Below are 23,643 nucleotides of genomic sequence, written 5' to 3'. Positions count from 1 at the left end.
CCTCGCAACGGGGACCACATGCCCGCCTAACCGACCATTCTTGCCGGTAGGGCAGCCATGTACTCCTCCAAAGATCTCGCTTCTTGTTCGGTCAGACGCAGTCCTTCCTTGGTCCTGCGCCAGAGTACATCCTGCGCCGTCATCGCCCACTCGTGCTCGATGAGATAGCGCACCTCAGCTTCATAAAGGTTGCTGCCGAAATGACGGCCAAGCCCCTCGGTATCGTTGACGCCATCAAGGATGACCTGTGCCTTTGTCCCGTAACGGCGTACCAGACGACGCGCATGTCCTGCGGTCAGGAACCCATGTCGCTGCATCAGTCGTTTGACCTCGGTCTCGTAACCCTCCACGGCAAAATCACCACCTGGAAGATGGCTGCCGGCGGTCCAGGAATGTCCCTTGGAGCCTATTGCCTCCCCGATCTTCTGCAGCGCATGTTCCGAGAGGCGCCGATAGGTGGTCAGCTTTCCACCGAACACGTTGAGCAGGGGCGCGCCGTTCTCCAGGTCGAGCTTCAGCACATAATCGCGGGTGGCTTCCTGGGCCTTGGAGGCGCCGTCGTCGAAAAGCGGCCGAACGGCCGAATAGGTCCACACGATATCCTGCGACGTGACGGGCTCGCGAAAATATTCGCTGGCCGCCTTGCACAGATATTCCGTCTCCTCTTCGGAGATGTGCACATCCTTGGGATCGCCGTGGTAATCACGGTCGGTCGTACCGATCAGCGTGAAATCATCCTCATAGGGTATGGCGAAGATAATGCGATTGTCGGGGTTCTGAAAGAAATAGGCTCTCGGGCCCTCAAACTTCTTCCGCACCACGATATGACTGCCCTGGACGAGCCGTACATTATGCGCTGCATTCTGCCCGAAGGCAGACCGTATCACGTGATCGACCCATGGCCCCCCGGCATTGATGAGCATGCGCGCCTGATAGGATTGCGTGCGGCCCGAAACGACATTGACGGTCTCCACGGTCCAGATCGAGTTCTCGCGCCTGGCAGACACGACTTTCGTTCGCGGCAGGATAAGAGCCCCTCGGTCCGCAGCATCACGCGCGTTGAGGACGACCATGCGGGCATCGTCCACCCAGCCGTCCGAATATTCGAATGCTTTCGTAAACAGCGTCTTGAGCGGCTTGCCTGCCGGGTCGGTTCTCATATCCAGGACTGCCGTGGGCGGCAGAAGCTTCCGCCCACCGAGATGATCGTAGAGGAAGAGTCCCATGCGGATAAGCCAGGCCGGCCTTATCCCGCCCTTGTGATAGGGGAGGACGAAACGCATCGGCCAGATGATGTGCGGCGCCATCGCCCAAAGCACCTCGCGCTCCATCAGCGATTCGCGCACCAGCCGAAATTCGTAGTGCTCGAGGTACCTCAATCCACCATGAATGAGCTTGGTGGCTCCAGAAGACGTCCCGGAGGCGAAATCATCCATTTCCGCAAGCGCGACCGAATAACCGCGCCCAACGGCGTCGCGGGCTATGCCGCATCCGTTGATGCCGCCGCCGATCACGAAGATATCGTGGACAATCTGGCTCATTCTCCCCCACTTCGAGCCGCCGGCGAGCAGCGTCTCGACCTTTCGAAAGTCATTCCATTAAGAACGAAATTTTCCGAATGTCAAACGAATGTCAAGTGCACCAGAAATTATCAGTTTTCTTTCGACGTCTCGATGATCGTAACACCGCTTTGCTGACAGATATCGCGGATCGAAGGCGAGTCGCATTGGTCGGTGATAAAGGTATGGACCTGGGAAATCTGTGCTATGCGCACCGGGGCGGTGCGCTCGAATTTCGTTGAGTCCGCGACCAGGATGACGTGACGCGCATTGGCGATGATCGCCTGCGCAACTTTCACCTCCCGGAAATCGTAGTCCAGAAGCGCTCCATCCGAATCGATCGCCGAAGCCCCGATCACTGCAAAATCCACCTTGAATTGCCGGATGAAGTCAACGGCCGCCTCTCCCACTATACCGCCGTCGGATTGGCGCACGACTCCGCCCGTTATTACCACTTCGATGTCGTCCAGGAGGCGCAACCGGTTGGCGACATTGATATTGTTGGTGATCACCATCAATTCCTGATGGTGATCCAAAGCTTCCCCGACGGCCTCCGTCGTCGTACCGATATTGATGAAGAGAGAGGCATTGTCGGGAATGAGCCCGGCCGCGGCAATGCCGATTGCCTGCTTTTCGGCGGCTGCGATCTGGCGACGCGAATCATAGCGCACATTCTCCGTTCCACGCGGGAAAGTGGCTCCACCGTGGATGCGCGTCAGAAGCTGCGCCGCGCAAAGATCGTTGAGATCCTTGCGAATCGTCTGCGGCGTCACCTGGAATTCGCCCGCCATTTCCTCGACGAGCACCCGCCCGGCCGACTTGGCCAGCGCAACGATTTTCGATTGACGTTCGGTTAGATGCATACGAACCCCCAATATCTTCATATTGGGACGAAATGTCTTCGATCGCAAGAGCTCGCGTTTCAGATTGCCGCTCGGTGCGGCCGCAGACTGCCGTCAGCCATGTGCCCCGGCCATCAGGCGAGCATAGGAGATCGCCGACAACATGTTGACGTGGTTTGCTTTGCCGGTTCCGGCGATATCGAAGGCGGTGCCGTGATCGACGGAGACACGATCGATCGGAAGGCCGAGCGAAACGTTGACCGCGCTGTCGAAGGCGACCAGCTTGATCGGTATGTGCCCCTGGTCGTGATACTGTGCGACAACCAGATCAAATGCGCCGTTATAGGCACGCGCAAAAACCGTATCCGCCGAGATGGGTCCCACCACATCGATGCCCTTCGCACGAGCCTGTTCGATGGCAGGGGCCAGAAATTCAGTATCCTCGGTGCCAAAAAGCCCGTTCTCGCCGCAATGCGGATTAAGCCCCGCAACGGCAATGCGCGGCGTCTTGCCGATACGCAAAAAATGTTGATGGCCGGCTACGATCGTCGCCAAAACACGCTCGGTCTTGGCCCGTTCGATCGCCCCGCGCAAGGAAACATGGGTGGAGACATGGATGGTGTTGAGGCGTTCGGAGGCAAGCAGCATGAAGGAGCTCTTCGATCCCGTGAGATGTGCCAGCAGTCCGGTATGGCCGTCGTAATGATGACCGGCGAGGTTCATAGCTTCCTTGTTGATCGGCGCCGTGACGATGCAGTCGACTGTGCCGGAAAGCGCCAGTTCGACTGCCCGGCGGATGTAGCGTACCGAAGCGTCGCCCGCGACAGCATCCACCTTGCCGATCTGCGGCAGCCTACCGTCTATCGGTACCTCGTCCACAAGGATCGTACCGTCCTTCGGAGTTGGCGAGAACAGCAGCGCGGTGCCGCACGCACTGTTCGCCCGCTGCAACGCTTCCTCGGAGCCGACGACCGTGAAATTTTCCCGCTCTATCTCAGGCAAGGCACTGAGGGCCTTGACGATCACCTCCGGCCCCACGCCCGCCGGGTCGCCCAGCGTGATCGCGATACGTGTGTCCTTGCTCATTCTCAGATGCCTTTCCCTCCCCTGCCCTTCAATAGGCCGCCTCGTAAATCGCCAATATATCGGCGCGCGACATCTCGCGAGGATTGTTGTCGAGCAGGCGACGAATGGCAAAGGCATCGTCGGCCATCGCGCCGAGATCCGCTTGCGGCACGCCGACCTTCGACAGCTTCATCTCGATATCGAGCGAAGCGCAAAAGGCACGCGACGCTTCGTAGACGGAGCCCACCGTACCGGATTGCGCAAGTCCCAGCGCCTCAAGCACCGCTGCGGTCTTTTGCGGAACGGCGGGCGTATTGAAGGCCAGAACATGCGGAAAGATCAGCGCATTGGCGGCGCCATGGGCGATATTCCAGCGCGTCCCGAGTGGATACGCGAGCGCATGGCCTCCGGCAGTATTGACCGGTCCCAGACAGTAGCCTCCATAAAGCGAGGCCAGCGCCAGACCGGCGCGCGCTTCAGCATCCTGTCCGTCGGCAACCGCCCGGGCCAGATAACGCCCGACCAGCCGCACGCCCTCGATCGCATAAAGATCGACGATGGGGTGCGACTTGCGGTTCGTGAAAGCCTCGACGCAATGCGCCATGGCGTCGACACCCGTGGCGGCGGTAATCGCTGGCGGCACGGTGAAGGTCAGCGCCGGGTCGATGACCGCAATATCAGCAAGCATATGTATGCTCTCGACTGCCAGCTTGCTTTTCGTGGTGGGATCCGTGACGAGGGCCCGGATGCCTGCCTCGCTTCCGGTGCCGGCGGTCGTCGGCACCTGCGCCAACGCCGCCCTCCCCCGTGCAGCGATCTTGCCGGCACCAACCACATCTGACAGTTTTTGTCCGGAACCAGCAAGCGCGGCGGCGAGTTTTGCCAGGTCCATGGCGCTTCCACCGCCGAAACCGATGATCAGATCCGCATCCGCTGCATCCGTCGCAGCCAGCACGCGCCCCAGATCGCCGCTATCTGGCTCTGCACGAACCTCCCCGAATACACTCACCTCCCCTTTGAGGCCAAGCAGATCTGTACGCGGTGCATTGAAAGCATCCGAAACGACAAGAATACGCCTGCATCCTCGCAGGTGAGCCCAAGCACCAAGACGTTCAGCTGTCCCAACCCCGAACTCGATCAAGGGCGGTCGGATCATCGAAATCGGCGTGCTCAACATGCTCATCGGCTTACCCTCCTCCAGCGCGGCAACGGGTGCCTGCGCCAAATATATGTAAAGTTGTTATATATACTACGGAGACTTTGCAAGCAGCGACGAGTCTTTTGACGAATCAGTCTTTGAATCGGCGACAGCGCGCCACTTTAGCACCCCTTGGTAGGTCCGGGACGGGCGAACCATCCCCTTCAACTTGTCATTTTTTGAAAAACGACGGCTCCAGCCGGACGTATTTGATCGCGCGGCGGAAATAGGTGTAGGCAACATGAAGGGCGCCATCGGGACCTTCGACGATAGAGGGATAGGAGAACTCCCGGTTCAGCATATCCGTAGAATTGTTGCTCAAGCAGTGCCCGTCACCCCTATCAAGGTCAAACCGCGCCGCAAATGTCCTACCGCCATCGCGCGAGATCGCGAGGCTCAGCGGCGCACGCGGCACGCCCCAGACCGCGCCCTTCCGGTCCGCAACAGCATTCGCCTGTACCGGCACAACATCTTCGGGACCGTCGATCTCGTCATAGAGCGAATGGCGACGCGCGTCCGACATTTCCGCATTGCTGTGGTTGTAAACCATTGCAATACTTCCATCTTTCAATCTGATAGCCTGTATGGACGAATTGTTGTTGGGCAGTTCGGTCGCTTCCGGGGGGCTCCAGTTCAGTCCGCCGTCGTTTGAATGGCTACGCAATATCTGCGTGGCGAAGCGGTTGCGATAAAAAGCCACCATATCACCGCCGCTGAAGGGCACGATGTTCATATGCACCGCGCCAAGGCTCTCGGGCACCTCCACCATGTCCCAGTTGCTGCCACGATCTTTGGAAACCAGCACCGCGGCCCTGTCGATATCCCCGGTCCACCGGCGCCCCGCCTCGCTCAGGCACCGGAAGGCGGGCAACAGCCAAGTGCCGTCGCCGTTGACGATCAATGGCTGGCGTATGAATGTACCAGGAATATCGCAGAGAAAATCGGGCGCGGAGAAGGTCCGTCCTCCATCCGCGGAGATGCGTTTCTTGACAACTGCTCCATCCTGATTCCCGGATATCTGCGACGTATAAAACAGCCATACCCTGCCGTCGGGCGCTTGAAACAGCAAAGGATTCTGCTCCGACCGCAAGGGATCGTCGCTCAGCTTTTCAGGTTGCGACCATGAAGTGGCTCCCGGCGGAAGCCTGGACATATAGACGGAGATATCGCCCATCCCTTCCATCGTGCCGCCGAACCAGGCGCAGGTGAGCGTCCCGTCTGCAAGAAAGGCTAGATTTGCCGCATGATTCTGTACGCATGGGGAAGGCAGATATGCGTCAACACGATCGGCGGCGTCGCCGTTGACGACCATCCTTCCGGTCATCAGGGCCGGAACTTCTGCGGGGTCAAGAGCTGTCGGGGTCATGTGGGCACCCAAGGTTCACGGAAGTCTTGAATAATGAGAGGAAAGCTCGGCAAACTCGGCATCGGTCAACGGCATCAACGGCGGACGAGTGCGGCGCCAATCACTTTCGCTCCGCTTCAAACCAACCATCGCCTTGATAGTCGGAATCTGAACATAGGAATTGGAAAGCGACCGATAGGCATTGATGCGCGACTGGGCTGCTTCAACCTCTCCGGCCCTGTCTGTGTTCGCAAACTGGTCGTACACGACACGCAGGGAACCGGCTACCAGGTTGGACGTTGCGGTAATGCAACCCGCTCCCCCCGATTGCAGGAGCGGCAACATGAGCGGATCGGCACCGGCCAAGACCGAAAAATCCGGAAGGGCCACTGAAGTCGCCTGCATGTTGGCAAGATCACCAGAGGAATCCTTTATCCCGACAACGACTTGTGGAAACGCGTCCACGAGACGCTTCACGAGCGCCAACGAGAGCGCCACTCCCGAGATCTGAGGGATGTTGTAAAGAATGACCCGCAGCCGGGGGTCACCAATCTTCTCGATGATCTGCCCATAGGCTGTAAACAGGCCATCGTCACTCACACCTTTGTAATAAAACGGTGGCAGCATGACCACCTTGGTAACGCCGCAGGATAAGGCATGCCGGGTCAATTCAACCGTATCCGCCAGACAAACAAGCCCGGTGCCAGGCATCAAGGTGTCGGGGTCGATGCCGGCTGCAATGGCTGCCTCGAGGATAGCCCGACGCTCGGCGATGGAAAAGGAATTTGCCTCTCCCGTCGTACCCAAAAGAGCCACCCCGTGGCAGCCCTCGGACAGCAGTTGTTTACAATGGCTCGAAAACAACGCGAGATCCGGTGAGCCGTCGCCATTCAAGGGCGTGGCGGCCGCACAGAACACACCTCTTACGGCCTGCTTGTTTAACATGTTCTCCTCCAATCGCGGCAACCCCACTCGCAGTAGAGATAGCGTCCACCGCGTCTTCACTTTTCTCTCTCGAAACTCTATAGGTTGTCAACAAACAAACGACACAACATCCGCATTCACTCTAATATCATATTGATATACAACGATTTTTTATGTAGATATCACAATTGAGTAGAAAAATGGCAGATAAATATTGACATATTTACATTATCGCGGGAGTGTACCCCATCGCCGGCCGGGAGGAACGGCCGACATTCTATTGGGAGGTAGGGATGACGAAAGCAGCAGACAGCGCAGCAAATTCGGCGCAAATGTCCCGGCGGGACACATTGAAGCTTGGCTTGGGAGCAACCATTGCGGCATCTGTGTTCGGTGGTAGCGCCCGCATCGTGGTCGCGCAGGAAGGGCAGATCCTGAAGGTCGCAAATCCGGCTTTTAACCAGGATTGGTCTCCGCTACGAGGCGGCGGTGTTCCCTATCGCTGGAATTCCATCTGGTGGGCATCTCCGATGTATTTCGACGAGAAAGGCGAGATCCATCCCTATGTCTTCACGAGCTGGACTCCGTCGCAGGATGGCAAGGTCTGGACCTTCAAGATCGATCCCAAGGCCTCCTTCTCCGACGGCAGCAAAATCACATCTGAGGATGTCAAAGGCTCCTGGAACGTTTCGGCCATGCCAACCACCAAGAATCAGCGGGCCGACCAGGTGCTGAGCAAGGTCGCGGGTTATGGTGAAATCAGCAGCGGCAAAGCCACCGAGCTTTCCGGCGTGGCCACTCCCGACGCCGGGACAGTCGTGGTGACGCTGTCGGAAACCGACCCCATCTTCTTCATGCGCGTAGCAAACCATATCGCGCCGATTACCAAGGCGTCGCAATCGCGCGGCAGCGACGGCGCCGAGATCCAGGACTGGTACATGCCCGACAACGGTGCTGTCTATTCCGGACCGTTCAAACTCATCGAGATCGATCTCGACGCGGGCAAGCTCGCCTTCGAACCGAACGAGCATTTTTTCGGACCGAAGCCGAAGCTTGCGGGGATCGAGATCTCTTCCATTGAGGATAACATCACCGCGACGTCGCTGATCAAGTCCGGCGAATTCAACGCCCATACCGAACTCATCACCTCCACGATCGTACAGGATCTGGGGCCGGAATTTTCATCAGGTCCACTGATCCCGACCAGCCAGCATTTCTGGTTCAATACGTCGCGCGCGCCGATGGACGACCCGAAGGTGCGCCAGGCGCTGATCATGGCGGTCGACCGCGAGGGTCTTTTGAAGGCTTCTTATCCCGACGGGCCGCACAAGAAGACAGATCAGGTGATCAACTCGGTGCCTGGGGCGGAGAATTCCGGCTTCGAACCTTATCCATTCGATCCAGCCGCAGCCAAAAAGCTGTTGAAGGAATCCAAGTATGGCGGCCCTGAACGCCTGCCGAAACTCCTCTTTGTCGGCGTCTCCGGGCCCGCCATCGAGGCGGCGGCGCAATTCATAGCCGAACAATGGCGTCAGAACCTCGGCATCACCGCTGTGGACATGAAGCCGCAGCAGGATGCCTACGCCGGCCCTGATCAGAACGCCGTACAAATCTTCCGCGACGATGTCGGCACCCGCGTGCCCGATGCCGTCTCCTACCTGCAAGGTTCGATCGCTTCCACCTCTTCCAACGCTCAGAACAAGCTTGGAGGCTACAAAAATCCCAAGGTCGATGCCGCACTTGCCGAGGCTTCGACCAAGGCGGCCGACGATCCGAAACGCGTCGCACTCGCGCAGGAGGCTCAGACGGCTTTCCGCGAAGACTGGGCCTTCATTCCCTGGTATGCTCAAGCCATGTCGCGCTGGGCCACCAAAGAGGTCAAGGGCATCGACAAAAACCTTGATTGGCAGGTTGCACGGCCTTGGGAAATTACCATCGGCTGAGGCAGCCGAGATGAGTCCGGCGGGCTGATCCCAGCCCGGCAGGAATGCGATGCGCAGTTTTCGGTTCGCGCATCGCTTTCCGAAAAAACCGGAATTCAAACTGATTCCGCGCACATCTGGAGGCTGCGGAAAAGACGGCATGAAAGCGTCAGGAAGCCTTTGCCGGCGGCCGGCCCATGCGGGAGGGAAACTCGGCGATGCTGCGTTACGTTGCGACACGATTTGCAATCTGGGTCCCGTCGGTCCTGCTGGTCATGCTGGCGGTCTACGCGCTTGCCTTCTATGGTGCCGGCGATCCGATCAAACTTATCTTCCTGCGCGCACCCGGCGATGTCGCCTATAATCCTCAGCGTATCGAGGCGATCCGCGAGAGCGCCGGGCTCAATAAGCCGTTCATCGAGCAGTTTGCCTACTATGTGTGGAACCTGCTGCAGGGAAAGTTCGGCAACTCCCTCAGTTCAGGCCGTTCGGTCTGGGCCCTGGTGAAGGCTGCCGCGCCCGTCTCATTCCAGCTTGCCCTCTGTTCCATCGTCCTGACCGCTGTCGTCGCCATCCCGCTTGGCATGATCGCTGCGCTCAACCAGAACACCCGAACCGACTACGCCATTCTCGGATCCGCGCTCTTCCTGTGGGCTATCCCTGCCTATGTCGCAGGGCCTCTGCTGATGGTGGCCCTTATCGTCCTCCTGCCGGGGGCGAAAGTCCCTTACGGATGGGGTGGTGTGTTTGACATGCGCATCCTCCTGCCGCTTTTCGTGCTCTCCTTCCAGCCGATCGCACTTATCATTCGCCAGACGCGCGCTGCCGTCATCGAAGTGCTTTCGGAGGATTTCGTGCGCACCGCACGAGCCAAGGGAGTGCCGGAGATGATGGTGGCGTTGCGCCATATCCTCCGACCGGTCCTGACGCCGGTCGTCACGCAGCTCGGCCTTATCATGATCACCATCGTCAACGGGGCGATCTTCGTGGAGCTCGTTTTCGGCCTGCCGGGTCTTGGGCGCCTCACCGTGCAGGCGCTGATCAATTCGGATTATCCCGTGATCCTGGCGATCACTTTGATCGGATCCTTTCTGGTGATGATGTCCAATCTTCTGGTCGACATCCTCTATCCACTGCTCGACCCGCGCGCCAACGATTCCAAAAGGAGCCGCTGACGATGACGCTCGTTCAGACCAATCCTACCATCGGCGACGAGCAGGACCGCCCGGTCAACCTCTGGCGCGATGCCTGGCACCGACTGAAACGCAACAAACTGGCGATCTTCGGCCTCGGTATCATCGTGCTGCTGGCCTTTGTGGCAATCTTCGGACCTTATCTGACACCTTACGACTTCCTGAGCCAGGATCTCCAGGCTCGTAACCAGGCGCCGTCGCTCTCCCATCTCTTCGGCACTGACGACCTCGGCCGCGATGTCTTCAGTCGTGTCGTTTATGGCAGCCGCACTGCCTTTCTGGTCGCGATCGTCGTTACGGCAATTGCGCTTTCAATCGGTACGGCCCTCGGTGCGGTTGCGGGTTTCTTCGGCGATCCCTATGACCGCGTCATCATGTGGTTGACGGACATGACCATGTCGGTACCCAATTTGCTCCTGGTCGTGGTCATCAATGCCTCGCTGAAGACGCCCATCGCCCGTTGGATGGAAGCCCAGTACATGGCGACGCTGAACCCCTTCTATCGCGAGACGATCTGGATCGATTTCCTTCTCGTTTTTGGTTCAATGGCGCTGATATCCTGGCCGCCTTATGCGCGCCTGGTCCGCGCCCAAGTGCTGTCGATCCGAAGCCGGCCCTATATCACCGCCGCCATGGCATTGGGGCTTTCCAACCGTATCATCATGATGCGCTACGTCGTCCCCAATGCACTTGGGCCCCTCATTGTGGCGGTGAGTGCCGGGCTCGGCACCGCCATGGTTCTGGAAAGCGCATTTTCCTTCCTGGGCGTCGGCGTGAACCCGCCGACGCCCAGCTGGGGCAACATGATCTCCGACGGCCTGCGGGTCTGGCAACACTATCCTCACCTGCTCGCTGCACCCGCCGCCGTGCTTGGCTTGGCGTCCGTCGCCTTCTCCTTTCTCGGCGATGGGCTGAACGACGCCCTCAACCCGCGAGGCACGAAGTGACCGCTCAAAACACCAGGGAACGACTGCTCGATGTTAAGGGCCTGAGCGTTGAAATCGACGGCCGCGGCGGCCGGGCGGTCGTCGTCGATGGGATCGATCTTCATGTGACCAGGGGAGAGACACTCGGCGTGGTCGGAGAGTCCGGCTGTGGCAAAAGCCTCACCATGCTCAGCCTGATGCGGCTCCTGCCCAACAAGATCAAGGTGACGAAGGGCTCTGCCGATTTCGACGGCCAAGACCTGCAGAAGATGTCGGCGCGGGCGCTGCGCAAGGTGCGTGGTGGCGACATCGGCTTCGTCTTCCAGGACCCGATGACATCCCTCAATCCGGTCATGAAGGTGGGCGACCAGATCTGCGAACCGCTCCTCTATCATCGCGGGATGTCTCGCCAAGATGCCCGCAAACGGGCTGTCGAACTTTTGCGGCTCGTCGGCATTCCAGGTCCTGAGGAACGGCTGAACGCCTATCCGCACGAACTCTCCGGCGGTATGCGGCAGCGCGTGATGATTGCGATCGGCTTGGCTTGCGACCCAAAGCTGCTGATTGCCGACGAGCCCACAACAGCGCTCGACGTTACGATCCAGGCCCAGATCGTCGATCTCGTGAAGCAGCTTCGGGCCAAGCTCGGCATGTCCGTCGTCTGGATTACCCATGATCTGGCACTGATTGCTGGCCTCGCTGACCGCGTTGTCGTGCTCTATGCCGGCACCGTGGTTGAGGATGCTCCGGTCGATGCCCTCTTTGCCAATCCGAGTCATCCTTATACCAGAGGCCTACTCGCCTCGATCCCTACACTGTCGGACGCGCCGGCAGCGCGATTAAGCTCGATCGGCGGCACACCGCCTGAACCGGGACGCCGCCCTCCGGGCTGCCCCTTTGCGCCCCGCTGTCCCGTTGCAATGGACATCTGCCGCAAAGAAGTGCCCAAGCTCGAACCCATTTCCTCGGAGGGCAGCCACCGCGCCGCCTGCTTCGCAGCCCACAAAGCGCTAAAGGCCGCATGATGAATGTCGAACCCCTGCTCAAGGTCGAAAATCTCGTAAAGCATTTTCATGTGCGTCTCGGCGCCTTCGGCGAAAGGACGGCCACTGTCCACGCACTCGATGACGTCAGCCTCGACATCCAGCATGGGGAAACGCTGAGCCTGGTCGGCGAGTCCGGTTGCGGAAAATCGACGACTGGCTTCACCATCTTGAACCTGCACCGCGCCAGCGGCGGAAGAGTTATTTACAAAGGTCAGGACCTGACCTTGCTCGACGACAAGCACATGCGCCCCTTCCGCCGCGACCTGCAGATCGTTTTCCAGGATCCCTATTCAACCCTTAATCCGCGCATGACCGTCGGCGAGGCAATCGGCGAGCCGATGCTGTTTCACAAACTCGCGGCCAAGACTGAACTGAATGACAAGATCGCCGCACTTCTTCAGGATGTCGGCCTGCCGTCCCGTTTCGCCTCGCGTTACCCGCACGAGCTTTCCGGCGGTCAGCGACAGCGTGTGGTGATTGCCAGGGCACTAGCCTGCCAGCCTAAATTCATCGTCTGCGACGAAGCGATCTCGGCTCTCGACGTCTCGATCCAGGCCCAAATCATCAACCTCCTGCTCGACCTGCAGGAAAAATACGGGCTCACCTATCTTTTCATCGCCCACGATCTGGCCGTTGTGCGACATATCTCGACCCGCGTTGGAGTCATGTATCTCGGCCGCCTGGCCGAACTGGCACCACGCGATGCGCTCTTCGAAGCACCGCTTCATCCCTACACGAAAGCGCTGTTGTCTGCCGTGCCGGAAGCGGATCCGGTGAGGGAGCGCAATCGCAAACGCCAGATTCTGGAGGGCGACGTCCCAAGCCCCCTCAATCCGCCCACAGGCTGCCGATTTCATACGCGCTGCCCAATTGCCGCGGACATTTGTGCCAAGGTCGTACCGGAATGGAAGGCGGCCCGGCCCGGTCATTTGGTTGCCTGCCATGCCGTCAATTCGAGTTCAGCGTGATGGGCCTGGAAGTCGCAATCATCGCCGACGATCTGACGGGTGCGCTCGACACTAGCACACCCTTCATGGGGGCGGGATTGACCGTTTCAGTGGCGATCGACGTGGACAACATATCGGTCGCGCTCAAAGCCGCACCAGACGTCCTGGTCGTCAATACAGCCTCAAGGGCCATGCCTGCTCCACAGGCAGAGCAGACCGTGCGCTACGCCGCCGCAACGATCGCCACGGCTAAACCTTCCTTTGTCTTCAAGAAAATCGATTCCCGTCTTAAAGGGAATGTCGCCATTGAAAGCGAGGCGGTCGCCGACGTCTTTGGCAATAGCAAGCTCGTCATCGCCCCTGCCGTCCCCGATCAGCAGCGCTTTACACGCGGCGGATCGGTCGTCGGGCGTGGCGTCGAGATACCATTGCCAATCCTGCCGCTTTTTGCCGGTCCCGGCGTCGAGCTCTACATTGCGGATGCCGAAACTGACGCTGATCTCGATAGGATCGTCGCTCAACTCGACGGCAAGGCGGTGCTCGTTGGAGCGCGCGGCCTCGGCCTTGCTCTGGCGCGCAGACTTTGCAAGGGTCGATCCGGCGCAAGATATTTTTCCCCCAGTTCTGCAACCCTGTTTGCAATCGGCTCGCGCGACCCCATCACCATGAGGCAGATGGAGGCCCTTGAAACAAGTGGGGGACTGAACGGCCTGCTCGATGCCCCCGCAGGCGTCCTTTCTATACGCCCTGAAGTGACCCTGCCGGTCCTGATCCGCTGCTCCGGTGAGGTTGTCGAAGACGGTGCGGCGGTGGCCGACCGTTTCGCCGAAAAGGTTACCGACATCATTGAGGCGACGAAGGCCGATACGGTCATTACCGGCGGCGGCGACACCGCGCACGCGCTTTTGCGCGCCTTGAATGTCGGCCTGTTGTCGCCAAAGGGCGAACTTGAGCCGGGTTTTCCGTGGTGTGAGCTGGTTCTGCAAAACGGGCGGCAGATACGACTGGCGATCAAATCGGGGGGCTTCGGATCTCAGGAAACTCTGGTAAAAGCGCTCGCAAAGCCGCCCGAAACAAGGCGGACCTTATGATGGGACCAAATGACAGATCGATTGGCTGAAGGATTGAGCAAACAGGCGCGGCCAGCAGCTCAGGGTAAGCCGGACCGGGTCCGGTCGGTCAAACTTGTGGATCGGGTCTTTGACCAACTCCTCGAGCGTATCCGCACCGGAAATTATGCACCGGACTCAAGGCTTCCTGGCGAACATGAACTTGCCGCACTGCTCGGCGTGTCGAGACCCGTCGTCCGCGATGCGTTGAGCCGTCTACGGGATCAGGGAATGATTTATTCGCGTCAGGGGGCTGGCACGTTCGTCAGCGCCCAGGCTTCCAATACAGCCCAGCTCGCCTATTCACCGGTCAAATCGATCGCCGATATTCAGCGTTGTTATGAATTTCGTCTGACAATCGAACCGGCTGCCGCCTTTTTTGCGGCGCAGCGGCGAGACAAAGCCGCAATCGATAAGATCGCTGAAGCGCTTGCGGAGTTGCGCGAGGCGACAAGCCACCAGCTGCATAGAGTGGAGGCAGACTTCAACTTCCACAGGGCAGTTACTCAGGCAGCGAACAATCATTTCTACACCGCCTCGATGGAGGCGCTGAAGGCACATATTGCTGTCGGCATGCACCTGCATGGTCTTTCGTTGATGGGTGCTCGCCCTGGCCTGCAGCAGGTCTATGAGGAGCATCAGGAAATTTTTCAGGCAGTCAGCGAAGGCCGCGCCGAGGACGCCCGTGATCTCATGCGAAAGCATCTGGAAGGCTCACGCGATCGTCTGTTCGAAGGCCGTGTTCTGGATCTATCGCTCAAGCCTTGAGAGGTCCTAGCCGATGATGGTCGGCAGCAGAAATCTCTCGAAAAGCAATATTCGCAATGTCGAGGGCGTCCGCGCCCTCAAGAGGTACCGGCGCCCTCGCCAACCCGTCATCCGCGGGGCGGCCGACCGCAACCGGCAGGATTTCCAGTCGTTGGCATTCACCGTCGGCAGCAAGCTCCAACCGGATTGCCGCGCTGCGCCAGACATCAACGCCTCGTTGTCGATAACTCTCCGATCGTCGAGTATGAAATACGAAGTTGCCGAGCCCCGGAACGATCGCGCGGCCACGATGAAAATGTATCGGCTGCATGACCGGTGCGCCCGTGCCAAGGATCATATCCGCCCCCTGGTCGATCAGATCGCGACAAAGATCGAGCAGCCAGGTCGGGGTTTGGGACCATACCGCATTCCAACGGTGGCCATGAATTGCCACGGCAACATAAGAGCCCTTGGACTTGGCGGACGCTATTCCGGCCACAAGACGCCGCATGTCGCCCTCGTCCGCCGACCACACGGCCTTGATCTCCTCGCCTGCGATAACCGGGGTGCCGAAAACTTCGATCCCCTCGCCACCGTCGGGGCGATAGCCGACAGAGGCACGAGCAGCCTCGCGTGCATCGTCACCAAGCGCCGCAACGATCCGTGAAAGCGCCGCGAACTCCGCGGGCGGAACCGACACAGAGCGCCGAACCCGCAACGGCGCAATACCAGCGCGGTCGACGGAGGCGTAGTTTATGTCCGGCTGCGGACCGATATCGACGGAGAAGATTGCCACCGACCGATCCGGACCGGTCGCGATCGCCGGCGCAGCTGCCTCATCGATATCAGCACCGCTGCCGGCAAGCTGCAGGCCCGCCGCCTTCGCCGCCGAACGGGTTGCAGCTATTCCGGGCGGACCAAGATCGAAGGCGTGGTTGTTGGCATGGGTTACCGCGTGGAAACCGAGGCCTCGCAACGAATACAACGCCTCGGGCGATGCAAGATGCAGCGTCTTCGTTTTCGTCGGCCAGGCGTCCCTCGTTTCGACCGTCGCCTCCAGATTTCCGAAGACGACGTCCGCCTGGAGGAATTCCCGCACCCGAGCGTGCCCCCGACCCGAGAGATCGAGTGGGCCATGGATGAGGATTTGGCCAGTGAGCCCGACAGAAAGCATGTTTCGCTCACCTGGCCAGCGGTTTCAGAGCCGTCGGGTCTACGACCGGCAAGCAGATCGAAGATGGCCTTACAGCATCGCAGAACACGCTGTTTCGGGCGACCTCGGTCGTACGGCCTCGGCCTTCGGGCGCAAAGCTGTTGGGATTGATGTCATATTTCGGGAAGTTGGAAGAGGAGATATCGAGCCGGATGCGATGTCCCTTGGCGAAACGATTGGCGGTCGCAAAAGGCTCGATCGTCACCCTGAAAACCTCGCCCGCCACGATCGGCTCCGGCTTTTCCCAGGAATTGCGATAACGGCAGCGGATGATCCCATCGGTGATATTGAGCGCGTAACCGGTCGGATAGTCCTTGTTTGGCGGATAGACATCGACCAGCTTCGCCGTGAAATCGGTGTCCAGGGCATCCGACGCCACAAAGAGTTCAACAAGGATCGGCCCCACCACGGCAATCTCATTCTCAAGCGGTTCGGTCTCGAACGACAAGACATCGGCCCGCGCCGCCAGCGGCAATCCGGGATGTCGGGAGCCAAAGAACCTTTCACCCTCGCGCTGGTCAAAGCCGCCACCCTCGAAGATCGGTTGGCCACTGGTGAGCGAACCTCCGATCGTCGGAACGGGGTTCTTCGGGTCGTAGTCATAGACGAACGGCGCGGCGTCCGCCTCCGGCTTTTCGGGCGAAAGCGAGCCGTTCTCATGGATATAATAGGATTTGAACTCGGTGCCCGGCAGCGGCCAGTCGGTTGCCTCGATCCAGGACCCACCATGGTCAAGCCGCCCCTCGACATCGCGCCCGCCGGAACCACCTCCCATGACGAAGGCACGAACCACCGGCGCCTCGGCAACATGGTTTTCCTGGCCCTTCAACCATCGATCGAACCAGTCACGTCGGAAGGAGAGCCAGCTTTCAGTCACATTGCCCCCGAGCGGTGCGGCAAGCCCAAAGAACGTATCGCCGGCAAAGGTGGAGTTGCGGTTGCCGTGTAGCCAAGGCCCCATGATAAGCTGCAGCGGCCGACTGTCCTTGCCGGAGAGGCCACGATAGTTGTCGAGCGTCGACTTCACATAAGCGTCGTACCAACTGGACATCAGCACGATGGGAACCTCCGGAAAGGTCTCGTAGAACCCTTCCATGTAGAGACCGACGCGACGCCAGCTTTCGTCGAACGAGCCGCTGCGCCATTGTTCCAGCAGGTAATTTTCGTATTCCGGCATCCACCGAACCGGCGAGACGCCTTCGCTCCAGGGCATGACGTTGAACCAGGCGTGGATATCCTCAGCCTCGATTGCGGCACGGGCCAGTTCGTTGCCTTCGCCGATCGCCTGGTTGTAGGCCCAGGTCGCTTGTTTCAGTTCGAAGGCGCCACCTTGGCGGATGCCGCATTGATAGGCGTTGGAAAACCCGCCCGAATCCATCACCATGCAGGCAAGGCCCGGGGGATTGAGGCAGGCGAGCGCAGCTTGAGTATGCGCCGCATAGGAAAGGCCCATCGTCCCGAACTTGCCGTTCGACCAAGGCTGTTCCACCAGCCAACTTGCCGTGTCATAGCCATCGGCGGCTTCGGAAATGTACTTGCTGAACTCGCCTTCGGAATTGTAGCGACCTCGGCAGTCCTGATAGACGACAGCGTAGCCAGCGCGCACAAAGTATACGGCGACTTCCTCGCGCTTCATCGGGGCCGCCATGCCGACTTCAATTTCGGAGCGCGAGCGCTCCGCCTTGCCGTAGGGCGTGCGTTCCATGATCGACGGCAGCCTGCCCTCCACCACCTTGCCTTCCTTGGCCGGCCGGTAGACGTCGGTCGCAAGTCTGATGCCGTCACGCATCGTCACCATCACATCGCGTTCGACAATCACGTCGTCGGCAATCACCTCGAAGCGCGATGGCGTCAGGGTATCCATATCCGTATCCTCAAAAATTGGCAGAGAAAACCCGAGCCGGCCCGCCGCACTCGCTGCCCGGCTCGGGAGAACCGCGCGCCCGGAAAAGCGGGCGCTGCGGCGAAAGCGTGCCTGGCCCGACTTACTTGGCGAGGCCAGCGAGCGTTGCACTCGTGTCTTCCGTCATGTTGGCGACGTAGGAAAGGTTTGCCTTGCCGGCCCAATGAACCTTCTGCCAGTAGAGCGGAATGACCGGCACGTCGGCAAACACCAGCTTTGTCGCCGTCTGCAGAAGCTCGACGCGCTTCTTTGCATCGAACTCGGCGGTCGCGGTGCGCATCGCCTCGTCGAAGGCAGGGTTGGAATACTTGGTACGGTTGAAGGAACCCGTGCCGGCATCCTTGTTTGCCGTCATCAGCAGATTGCGAAGGCCCGTCGCCGAGGTCGGCGTGGAATTACCGAGCGAGAAGATGAAGGCGGAGAATTCGCCGGCTCCGGCGCCCTTGGTATAGACGTTGTAGGGCTGGGCGACGACGCCGTTGACCTTGAGGCCGCCACGCGCAAACATCTGGCCGAGTGCCTGAGCAACCTCGGCGTCGCCTGGAAAGCGGTCGTTGGAAGTGTGGATGGTGACGCCGAAACCGTCCTTGTACCCCGCATCGGCAAGCAGCTTCTTGGCCTCGTCCGCATCGAAGGCAGGCGCCTTGATGGACGGATCGTTTCCAGCCACGCCATTGGGCACGAGCTGGCCCGCAGGTTCGGCCGAGCCATCGAGAATGCGGTCGATGATCAGCTGGCGGTTGACGAGTTTCGAAAGCCCCTGACGCACCTTCACGTCCTTCAGCGGGTTCTTATCCAGCGGCTTGCCATCCTTATCGGTGATGAAGGGGCTCTTGTCGCGGGCGCTGTCGAGCGCGAGATAGATCATCCGCGCCGATGCAGTCGAGAAGACCTTGAGATCGGAAATACCCTGGAGTGTCTTCACATCACCCGGCGGCACCGCGTCGATCAGGTCGACAGCGCCCGAGCGAAGCGCCGCAACGCGGGAGGCATCGTTCGAGATGAACTTGATCGTGACGTTGTCGAAATCCTGCTTTTTGCCCCAGAAGGCGTCGTTGCGGATCAGAACCAGGTTGTCGCCCGGCGTCCAGGATTTGAACTTGTAGGCACCCGTGCCGATCGCCGCCTTTCCGCTGTTGAAATCCTCGATCGAAGCCCCTTCTGCGACCTTCTTCTCGACGATGTAGACGAAGCCGATCTGCTCGATGAAGTCCGGAGAGGGTTTTTTCGTCTTGAACTCGACGGTCAGGTCATCGAGGGCCTTCATGCTGTCGATCGCCGCGACGTTGCCGGAAAAAGGCGCTGGGCTGTTCGGGATGTCCTTGGCGCGGGTCAGCGAAAAGATCACGTCCTCGGCGGTCAGTGGATTGCCGTCGTGGAACTTGACGCCTTCGCGCAGCTTTACATGCCAGGTCAGAGGATCGACATTCGTCCACGAGACCGCCAGCGCCGGTTCGATATTGATTGCTGCATCCGTCTGCACAAGGCGGTCGAAGACCTGCATGGCGATGTTCTGGTTGTTGCCGGTGCGCGAGAACTGCGGGTCGATCGCCGATGGCTCGGTGGCGCTGCCAAGCACGAGGTCGGCAGCTTGAGCCGAACCCAGCGCGATGACGGTGGCCGCAACCCCGGCCAACAGAAATTTCATCGGTTTCATGTGTCAGTTCCCTTCTTTTTAGATGGCCGTTTCGGCCGTTGCATTCTTCGTTTCGGTAGCGGACAGGTCGTTCAGATGGCAGGCGCTGATATGACCGGGTCCATTCTTCTTCAGAACTGGCCGTTCCACGCGGCATCGGTCGAAAGCCTTCGGACAGCGGGGATGGAAATGGCATCCCGGTGGCGGATGGAGCGGCGACGGGATTTCTCCCTTGATCGGCGTGAAGACACGGCGGCGATCCGTGACACTCGGCAGTTCGCGGATCAGAGCCTGGGTATAGGGGTGTTTCGGATTGTCGAAGAGTTCATCCGGCGTGGCACTTTCGACCACGCGGCCGAGATACATGACCACCACCCGGTCACAGATATGCTTCACCACCCCGAGATCGTGGCTGATGAACAGATAGGTGAGCCCGAACTCCCGCTTCAGGTCCATGAAGAGGTTGAGGATCTGCGCCTGGATCGACACGTCGAGAGCAGCGACGGATTCGTCGCAGACGAGCAGTTTTGGCTTCACCGCCAGCGCCCGGGCAATGCCGATGCGCTGCCGCTGGCCACCGGAGAACTGGTGCGGATAGCGGTCGAGATAGGAGGCATCGAGGCCGACGCGCTCGGTGAGCGAAGCAACATAGTCCCGCACCTCGCGGCCCTTGACGATACCATGCACCTTCGGGGCTTCGCCGATCAGGTCGATCACCCGCTTGCGCGGATTGAGCGTCGACATCGGATCCTGGAAAATCATCTGGGCGGAAAGGCGCATGGCGCGTTTTTCATCGCCCTGAAGCGCCGCCAGCGACTTGCCCTGCCAGCGCACCTCGCCGTCGCTTGTCGGCATGATGCCGGCCATGATACGGCCGAGCGTCGACTTTCCGCAGCCGGATTCGCCGACCAGGCCGACGACTTCGCCGGGATAGACTGTGAGATTGACGCCGTCGACCGCATGCACGGTCTTTTCCTCAAGCCCGGCGCCGAACAGATTGGCAATCTTCTCCGCATAATCGAGCTTGCGGCTGAACCGCCGGCTAGCGTCCACGGCTTCCACGAGCGGGTTAGTCATGCGGCGCTCCAGAGATGGGGGTGGAAGCAGCGGAATTCGCGGCCGGCGGCAATCTCCAGCATCGGTTCGGTGGCGCAGATGTCCGTGGCGCGGGCGCAGCGGTCCCGGAACGCACAGCCGGAAGGACGCGATAGCGGCGATGGCGCAAAACCTGGGATCGGACGCAAGGGCTCGCCGCGCGGCACCGCCGCCGGAACTGCGCTCAAGAGGCCGGACGTATAAGGATGGCGCGGCTCGGAGAGTACGCCGTCCACCTGACCCGCCTCGACGATCCGTCCCGCATACATGACCATGATCCGGTCGGCGAGCGCTGCCACCACACCGAGATCGTGGCTGATCCAGATCAGCGCCATGCCGAACTCGGCGGCGAGCCGCTTGATCTCGAACAGGATCTGCGACTGGATCGTCACGTCGAGCGCCGTGGTCGGCTCGTCGGCGATGATCAGATCCGGCCGATGAAGAAGAGCGATGGCGATCGCCACGCGCTGGCGCATGCCGCCGGAAAACTGGTGCGGATAGGAATCGAGCCGCTCTTCCGGAGAGGGAATGCCGACAAGGCCGAGCGCATCGCGCGACCGAGCGCGGGCCTCGGCACGGGAAACCCTGTCATGTGCCTGCACGGTCTCGATCATCTGCGTGCCGACCGAAAGCACCGGGTTCAGCGTCATCATCGGATCCTGGAAGATCATTGCGATGCGCTTGCCCCGGATCGTCCGCATCGCGGTCGGCGACATCTTCAGGAGGTCGTCGCCGTTGAATAGGATCTGGCCGTTGACCACCCGGCCCGGCGGATCGACCAGGCCGAGGATCGAGAAGCCGGTGATCGACTTGCCGGAGCCGGATTCGCCGACAAGGCCGACGATTTCGCGCTGACCGACCGTGAAGCTCACGTCGTCGACCGCCTTCAACACGCCGCGGCGGGTCATGAAATGGGTGGAAAGGTTTCTAACTTCGAGGACGGGTGTCATCGCGCTCACCTTTCGCCCAGTCGAGGGTTGAGAACTTCGCGCAGCCTGTCTCCGACAATGTTGATCGAGAAGACCAGCACGAGCAGCAGCACGCCCGGATAGACGCTGATCCAGTACTCCCCGGACATCAGAAGCTGGTAGCCGTTGGCGATCAGCAGGCCGAGCGACGGTTCGGTGATCGGCAGGCCGATGCCGAGGAAGGAGAGTGTCGCTTCCGCGGAGATCGCGTTCGCGACCTGCAGCATGCCGATAACGATCAGCGGCGGCAGACAGTTCGGCAGGATATGACCGATCAGGATGCGCGGCGTGGAGATGCCGAGCGTCACGGCCGCCTCGACGTAATCCTTGTTCTTCTCGACCAGCGCTGCGCTTCGGACGGCTCGCGCAAATGTCGCCCACTGCACCAGGATGAGCGCGAAGATCACCTTCCAGAGGCCCTGCCCCAGAAGCGCCAGCAGCATCAACGCCACGAGAATGGTCGGAAAGCCGAGCATCAAGTCGACCACGCGCATGATCAGGGTATCGATACGTCCCCCGAAATAGGCGGCGGTCAACCCAAGCACTGTGCCGACGATGAGCGCCACTATTCCGGAAAAGACACCAACACCGAGGCTGGTACGCAAGCCGTAGATCATGGCCGAGAACATGTCGCGGCCCTGGCCGTCCGTGCCAAGCCAGTAGACGAGGCCACCCATGCTTTCCGACCCCGGCGGCAGCTTGGCGTCGAGAATGTCGAGAACAGCGAGATCGTAAGGGTCCTGCGGCGTAAGATAAGGTCCGGCGATCGCCGCGAAAAGCAGGATGACACAGACCACGGCGGCGACGACGGCCTTCGGGCTACGGCCGATGCCGGTGACCAGGCGGCCGAGCAGCATGTCTTCAGCGAAAAGGGCACGAACGGTCATTGCGCACCTCCGAGCCGTACGCGCGGATCGACCAGCGAATAAAGCACATCGACCACGAAATTGATGAAGATGAACAGGCTGACGATGACCAGCAGATAGGCAACGACCACCGGTCGGTCGAGCCGCATGATGCTGTCGATCAGCAGCTTGCCGATACCCGGCCAGGCGAAGATCGTTTCGGTGACGACGGCAAACGCCAGCATGCTCCCGAGTTCGAGACCGATCACGGTGATGAGCGGAATCAGGATATTCTTGAACACATGCACAAACACGATCCGCTTTTCGGACAATCCCTTGGCCCGGGCGAATTTCACGAAATCGAGCGGCATGGTCTCGCGCACACCGGTGCGAGTCAGGCGGATCACCAGCGACAGCTTGAACAGCGAAAGATTGATCGCCGGCAGGATGAGATGCTTCAGGCCATCCAGCGTGAAGAGGCTGGAATGGATGCCGAGAAACTCGCCAACCTGGCCACGGCCGGTAGACGGCAGCCAGCCGAGCCAGACGGAAAAGATCATGATCAGCATCATGCCCTGCCAGAAGCTCGGCAACGAAAAGCCGAAGATCGAGCCCGTCATGATCACTTCATCGGTGGCGCTGTTGGGTTTCAGACCTGAAAGCAGGCCGAGCGGAATGCCGAGGATAAGCGCGAAAACGAGGCCGGTCAGCGTCAGCTCGAGCGTTGCCGGCAGGCGCTCGAAGATCAGGGCGATCGACGGGCGGTTGAAGACGAAGGAGCGACCGAGATCACCGTGCAGCGCGTTCCAGGCGAAGGTGAAGAACTGTTCCCAGAGCGGCTTGTCGAGGCCGAGCGAAGCAACCACCTGGGCGCGTTCCGCCTGGCTCGCATCCGGAGAAATCAGCATTTCGGCCGGGTCGCCGATCGCATAGATGCCGATGAAGACGATGACTGCGGTCACAGCCAGAACGGCGATGCTCTGGAGGAAGCGGCGAATGACGAAGACCGTCATGACGTGCGCCCCCGCTTACCCTTCGTCCCACCCGGACAGAGAATTTCCATGGAAAAATGTTCCCTTTTTTCTGTTTGTTGACGATGACGATAACGGCGCCGGAGAGATGCGCAATATTATGAGCGGAACGCATGGGCCTATGCGTTT

At 60.0% G+C, this 23,643-nt stretch carries 20 protein-coding genes; 7 read left to right on the top strand and 13 right to left on the bottom strand.

Annotation, left to right across the window (positions count from 1 at the left end; genetic code table 11):
- Positions 1 to 26: 26 nt before the first annotated feature.
- From glpD to C5L13_RS07690, 6 genes are all read right to left on the bottom strand, one after another.
- Positions 27 to 1,541: a glycerol-3-phosphate dehydrogenase gene (gene glpD, locus C5L13_RS07715; RefSeq protein WP_105382703.1), complete on the bottom strand. Its 1,515-nt coding sequence runs from the start codon at positions 1,539 to 1,541 to the stop codon at positions 27 to 29.
- Positions 1,542 to 1,651: 110 nt separating this feature from the next.
- Positions 1,652 to 2,422 (bottom strand): DeoR/GlpR family DNA-binding transcription regulator, encoded by a 771-nt coding sequence (locus tag C5L13_RS07710; RefSeq protein ID WP_105382702.1) that lies wholly within the window; start codon positions 2,420 to 2,422, stop codon positions 1,652 to 1,654.
- A 93-nt stretch (positions 2,423 to 2,515) separates the two neighbouring features.
- Positions 2,516 to 3,487, bottom strand: a complete 972-nt coding sequence (gene pdxA / locus C5L13_RS07705) for a 4-hydroxythreonine-4-phosphate dehydrogenase PdxA (RefSeq protein WP_105382701.1) — start codon at positions 3,485 to 3,487, stop codon at positions 2,516 to 2,518.
- Positions 3,488 to 3,515: 28 nt separating this feature from the next.
- Positions 3,516 to 4,649 carry an iron-containing alcohol dehydrogenase gene (locus tag C5L13_RS07700; protein WP_105382700.1) on the bottom strand — a complete coding sequence of 378 codons (1,134 nt, stop codon included), beginning with the start codon at positions 4,647 to 4,649 and terminating at the stop codon, positions 3,516 to 3,518.
- A 187-nt stretch (positions 4,650 to 4,836) separates the two neighbouring features.
- The gene (locus C5L13_RS07695; protein WP_105382699.1) at positions 4,837 to 6,030 is read right to left on the bottom strand and encodes a sialidase family protein; all 1,194 of its coding nucleotides are present in this window, start codon (positions 6,028 to 6,030) and stop codon (positions 4,837 to 4,839) included.
- Positions 6,031 to 6,045: 15 nt separating this feature from the next.
- The gene (locus C5L13_RS07690; RefSeq protein ID WP_105382698.1) at positions 6,046 to 6,954 is read right to left on the bottom strand and encodes a dihydrodipicolinate synthase family protein; all 909 of its coding nucleotides are present in this window, start codon (positions 6,952 to 6,954) and stop codon (positions 6,046 to 6,048) included.
- Positions 6,955 to 7,226: 272 nt separating this feature from the next.
- On the opposite strand from C5L13_RS07690, the gene C5L13_RS07685 reads away from it, so the two are divergent.
- The 7 genes from C5L13_RS07685 (at position 7,227) to C5L13_RS07655 (ending at position 14,844) form a co-directional block, all read left to right on the top strand.
- On the top strand, positions 7,227 to 8,876 hold the full coding sequence (locus C5L13_RS07685) for an ABC transporter substrate-binding protein (protein ID WP_105382697.1): 1,650 nt from the start codon (positions 7,227 to 7,229) through the stop codon (positions 8,874 to 8,876).
- Between the two features lie 197 nt (positions 8,877 to 9,073).
- On the top strand, positions 9,074 to 10,030 hold the full coding sequence (locus tag C5L13_RS07680) for an ABC transporter permease (protein ID WP_105382696.1): 957 nt from the start codon (positions 9,074 to 9,076) through the stop codon (positions 10,028 to 10,030).
- Between the two features lie 2 nt (positions 10,031 to 10,032).
- Positions 10,033 to 10,995, top strand: coding sequence for an ABC transporter permease (locus C5L13_RS07675; RefSeq protein WP_105382695.1), 963 nt, complete (start codon positions 10,033 to 10,035; stop codon positions 10,993 to 10,995).
- Positions 10,992 to 11,999 (top strand): ABC transporter ATP-binding protein, encoded by a 1,008-nt coding sequence (locus C5L13_RS07670; protein WP_105382694.1) that lies wholly within the window; start codon positions 10,992 to 10,994, stop codon positions 11,997 to 11,999. The genes C5L13_RS07675 and C5L13_RS07670 overlap by 4 nt, the downstream gene beginning before the upstream one ends.
- Positions 11,999 to 12,988: an ABC transporter ATP-binding protein gene (locus C5L13_RS07665; RefSeq protein ID WP_105383112.1), complete on the top strand. Its 990-nt coding sequence runs from the start codon at positions 11,999 to 12,001 to the stop codon at positions 12,986 to 12,988. The genes C5L13_RS07670 and C5L13_RS07665 overlap by 1 nt, the downstream gene beginning before the upstream one ends.
- Complete coding sequence (locus C5L13_RS07660; RefSeq protein WP_105382693.1) at positions 12,988 to 14,058, top strand: four-carbon acid sugar kinase family protein; 1,071 nt, start codon at positions 12,988 to 12,990, stop codon at positions 14,056 to 14,058. The genes C5L13_RS07665 and C5L13_RS07660 overlap by 1 nt, the downstream gene beginning before the upstream one ends.
- Positions 14,059 to 14,067: 9 nt before the next feature.
- Complete coding sequence (locus tag C5L13_RS07655) at positions 14,068 to 14,844, top strand: FadR/GntR family transcriptional regulator (RefSeq protein ID WP_170117230.1); 777 nt, start codon at positions 14,068 to 14,070, stop codon at positions 14,842 to 14,844.
- Here C5L13_RS07655 and C5L13_RS07650 read toward each other — a convergent pair.
- The 7 genes from C5L13_RS07650 to C5L13_RS07620 form a co-directional block, all read right to left on the bottom strand.
- The gene (locus tag C5L13_RS07650; RefSeq protein WP_105382692.1) at positions 14,834 to 15,997 is read right to left on the bottom strand and encodes a CapA family protein; all 1,164 of its coding nucleotides are present in this window, start codon (positions 15,995 to 15,997) and stop codon (positions 14,834 to 14,836) included. The two genes, C5L13_RS07655 and C5L13_RS07650, sit on opposite strands and share 11 nt — an antisense overlap.
- A 7-nt stretch (positions 15,998 to 16,004) precedes the next feature.
- The gene (locus C5L13_RS07645; RefSeq protein WP_245571171.1) at positions 16,005 to 17,900 is read right to left on the bottom strand and encodes a CocE/NonD family hydrolase; all 1,896 of its coding nucleotides are present in this window, start codon (positions 17,898 to 17,900) and stop codon (positions 16,005 to 16,007) included.
- A gap of 121 nt (positions 17,901 to 18,021) precedes the next feature.
- On the bottom strand, positions 18,022 to 19,596 hold the full coding sequence (locus tag C5L13_RS07640) for an ABC transporter substrate-binding protein (RefSeq protein ID WP_105382691.1): 1,575 nt from the start codon (positions 19,594 to 19,596) through the stop codon (positions 18,022 to 18,024).
- An 18-nt stretch (positions 19,597 to 19,614) separates the two neighbouring features.
- Entirely contained in the window at positions 19,615 to 20,652 is a 1,038-nt protein-coding gene (locus tag C5L13_RS07635) for an ABC transporter ATP-binding protein (protein WP_105382690.1), read from the bottom strand.
- The gene (locus C5L13_RS07630; protein ID WP_105382689.1) at positions 20,649 to 21,620 is read right to left on the bottom strand and encodes an ABC transporter ATP-binding protein; all 972 of its coding nucleotides are present in this window, start codon (positions 21,618 to 21,620) and stop codon (positions 20,649 to 20,651) included. Before C5L13_RS07630 ends, C5L13_RS07635 begins: the two co-directional genes overlap by 4 nt.
- 5 nt (positions 21,621 to 21,625) lie before the next feature.
- Positions 21,626 to 22,525 (bottom strand): ABC transporter permease, encoded by a 900-nt coding sequence (locus tag C5L13_RS07625; RefSeq protein WP_105382688.1) that lies wholly within the window; start codon positions 22,523 to 22,525, stop codon positions 21,626 to 21,628.
- On the bottom strand, positions 22,522 to 23,496 hold the full coding sequence (locus tag C5L13_RS07620; RefSeq protein ID WP_105382687.1) for an ABC transporter permease: 975 nt from the start codon (positions 23,494 to 23,496) through the stop codon (positions 22,522 to 22,524). The genes C5L13_RS07625 and C5L13_RS07620 overlap by 4 nt, the downstream gene beginning before the upstream one ends.
- Positions 23,497 to 23,643: the final 147 nt, after the last annotated feature.

It is taken from the genome of Neorhizobium alkalisoli (genome assembly GCF_002968635.1).
GTDB classification, from domain to species: Bacteria; Pseudomonadota; Alphaproteobacteria; order Rhizobiales; family Rhizobiaceae; genus Neorhizobium; species Neorhizobium alkalisoli.
Note: the sequence above shows the minus strand (reverse complement) of the source record. Positions and strands in the feature narration are given on the sequence as shown.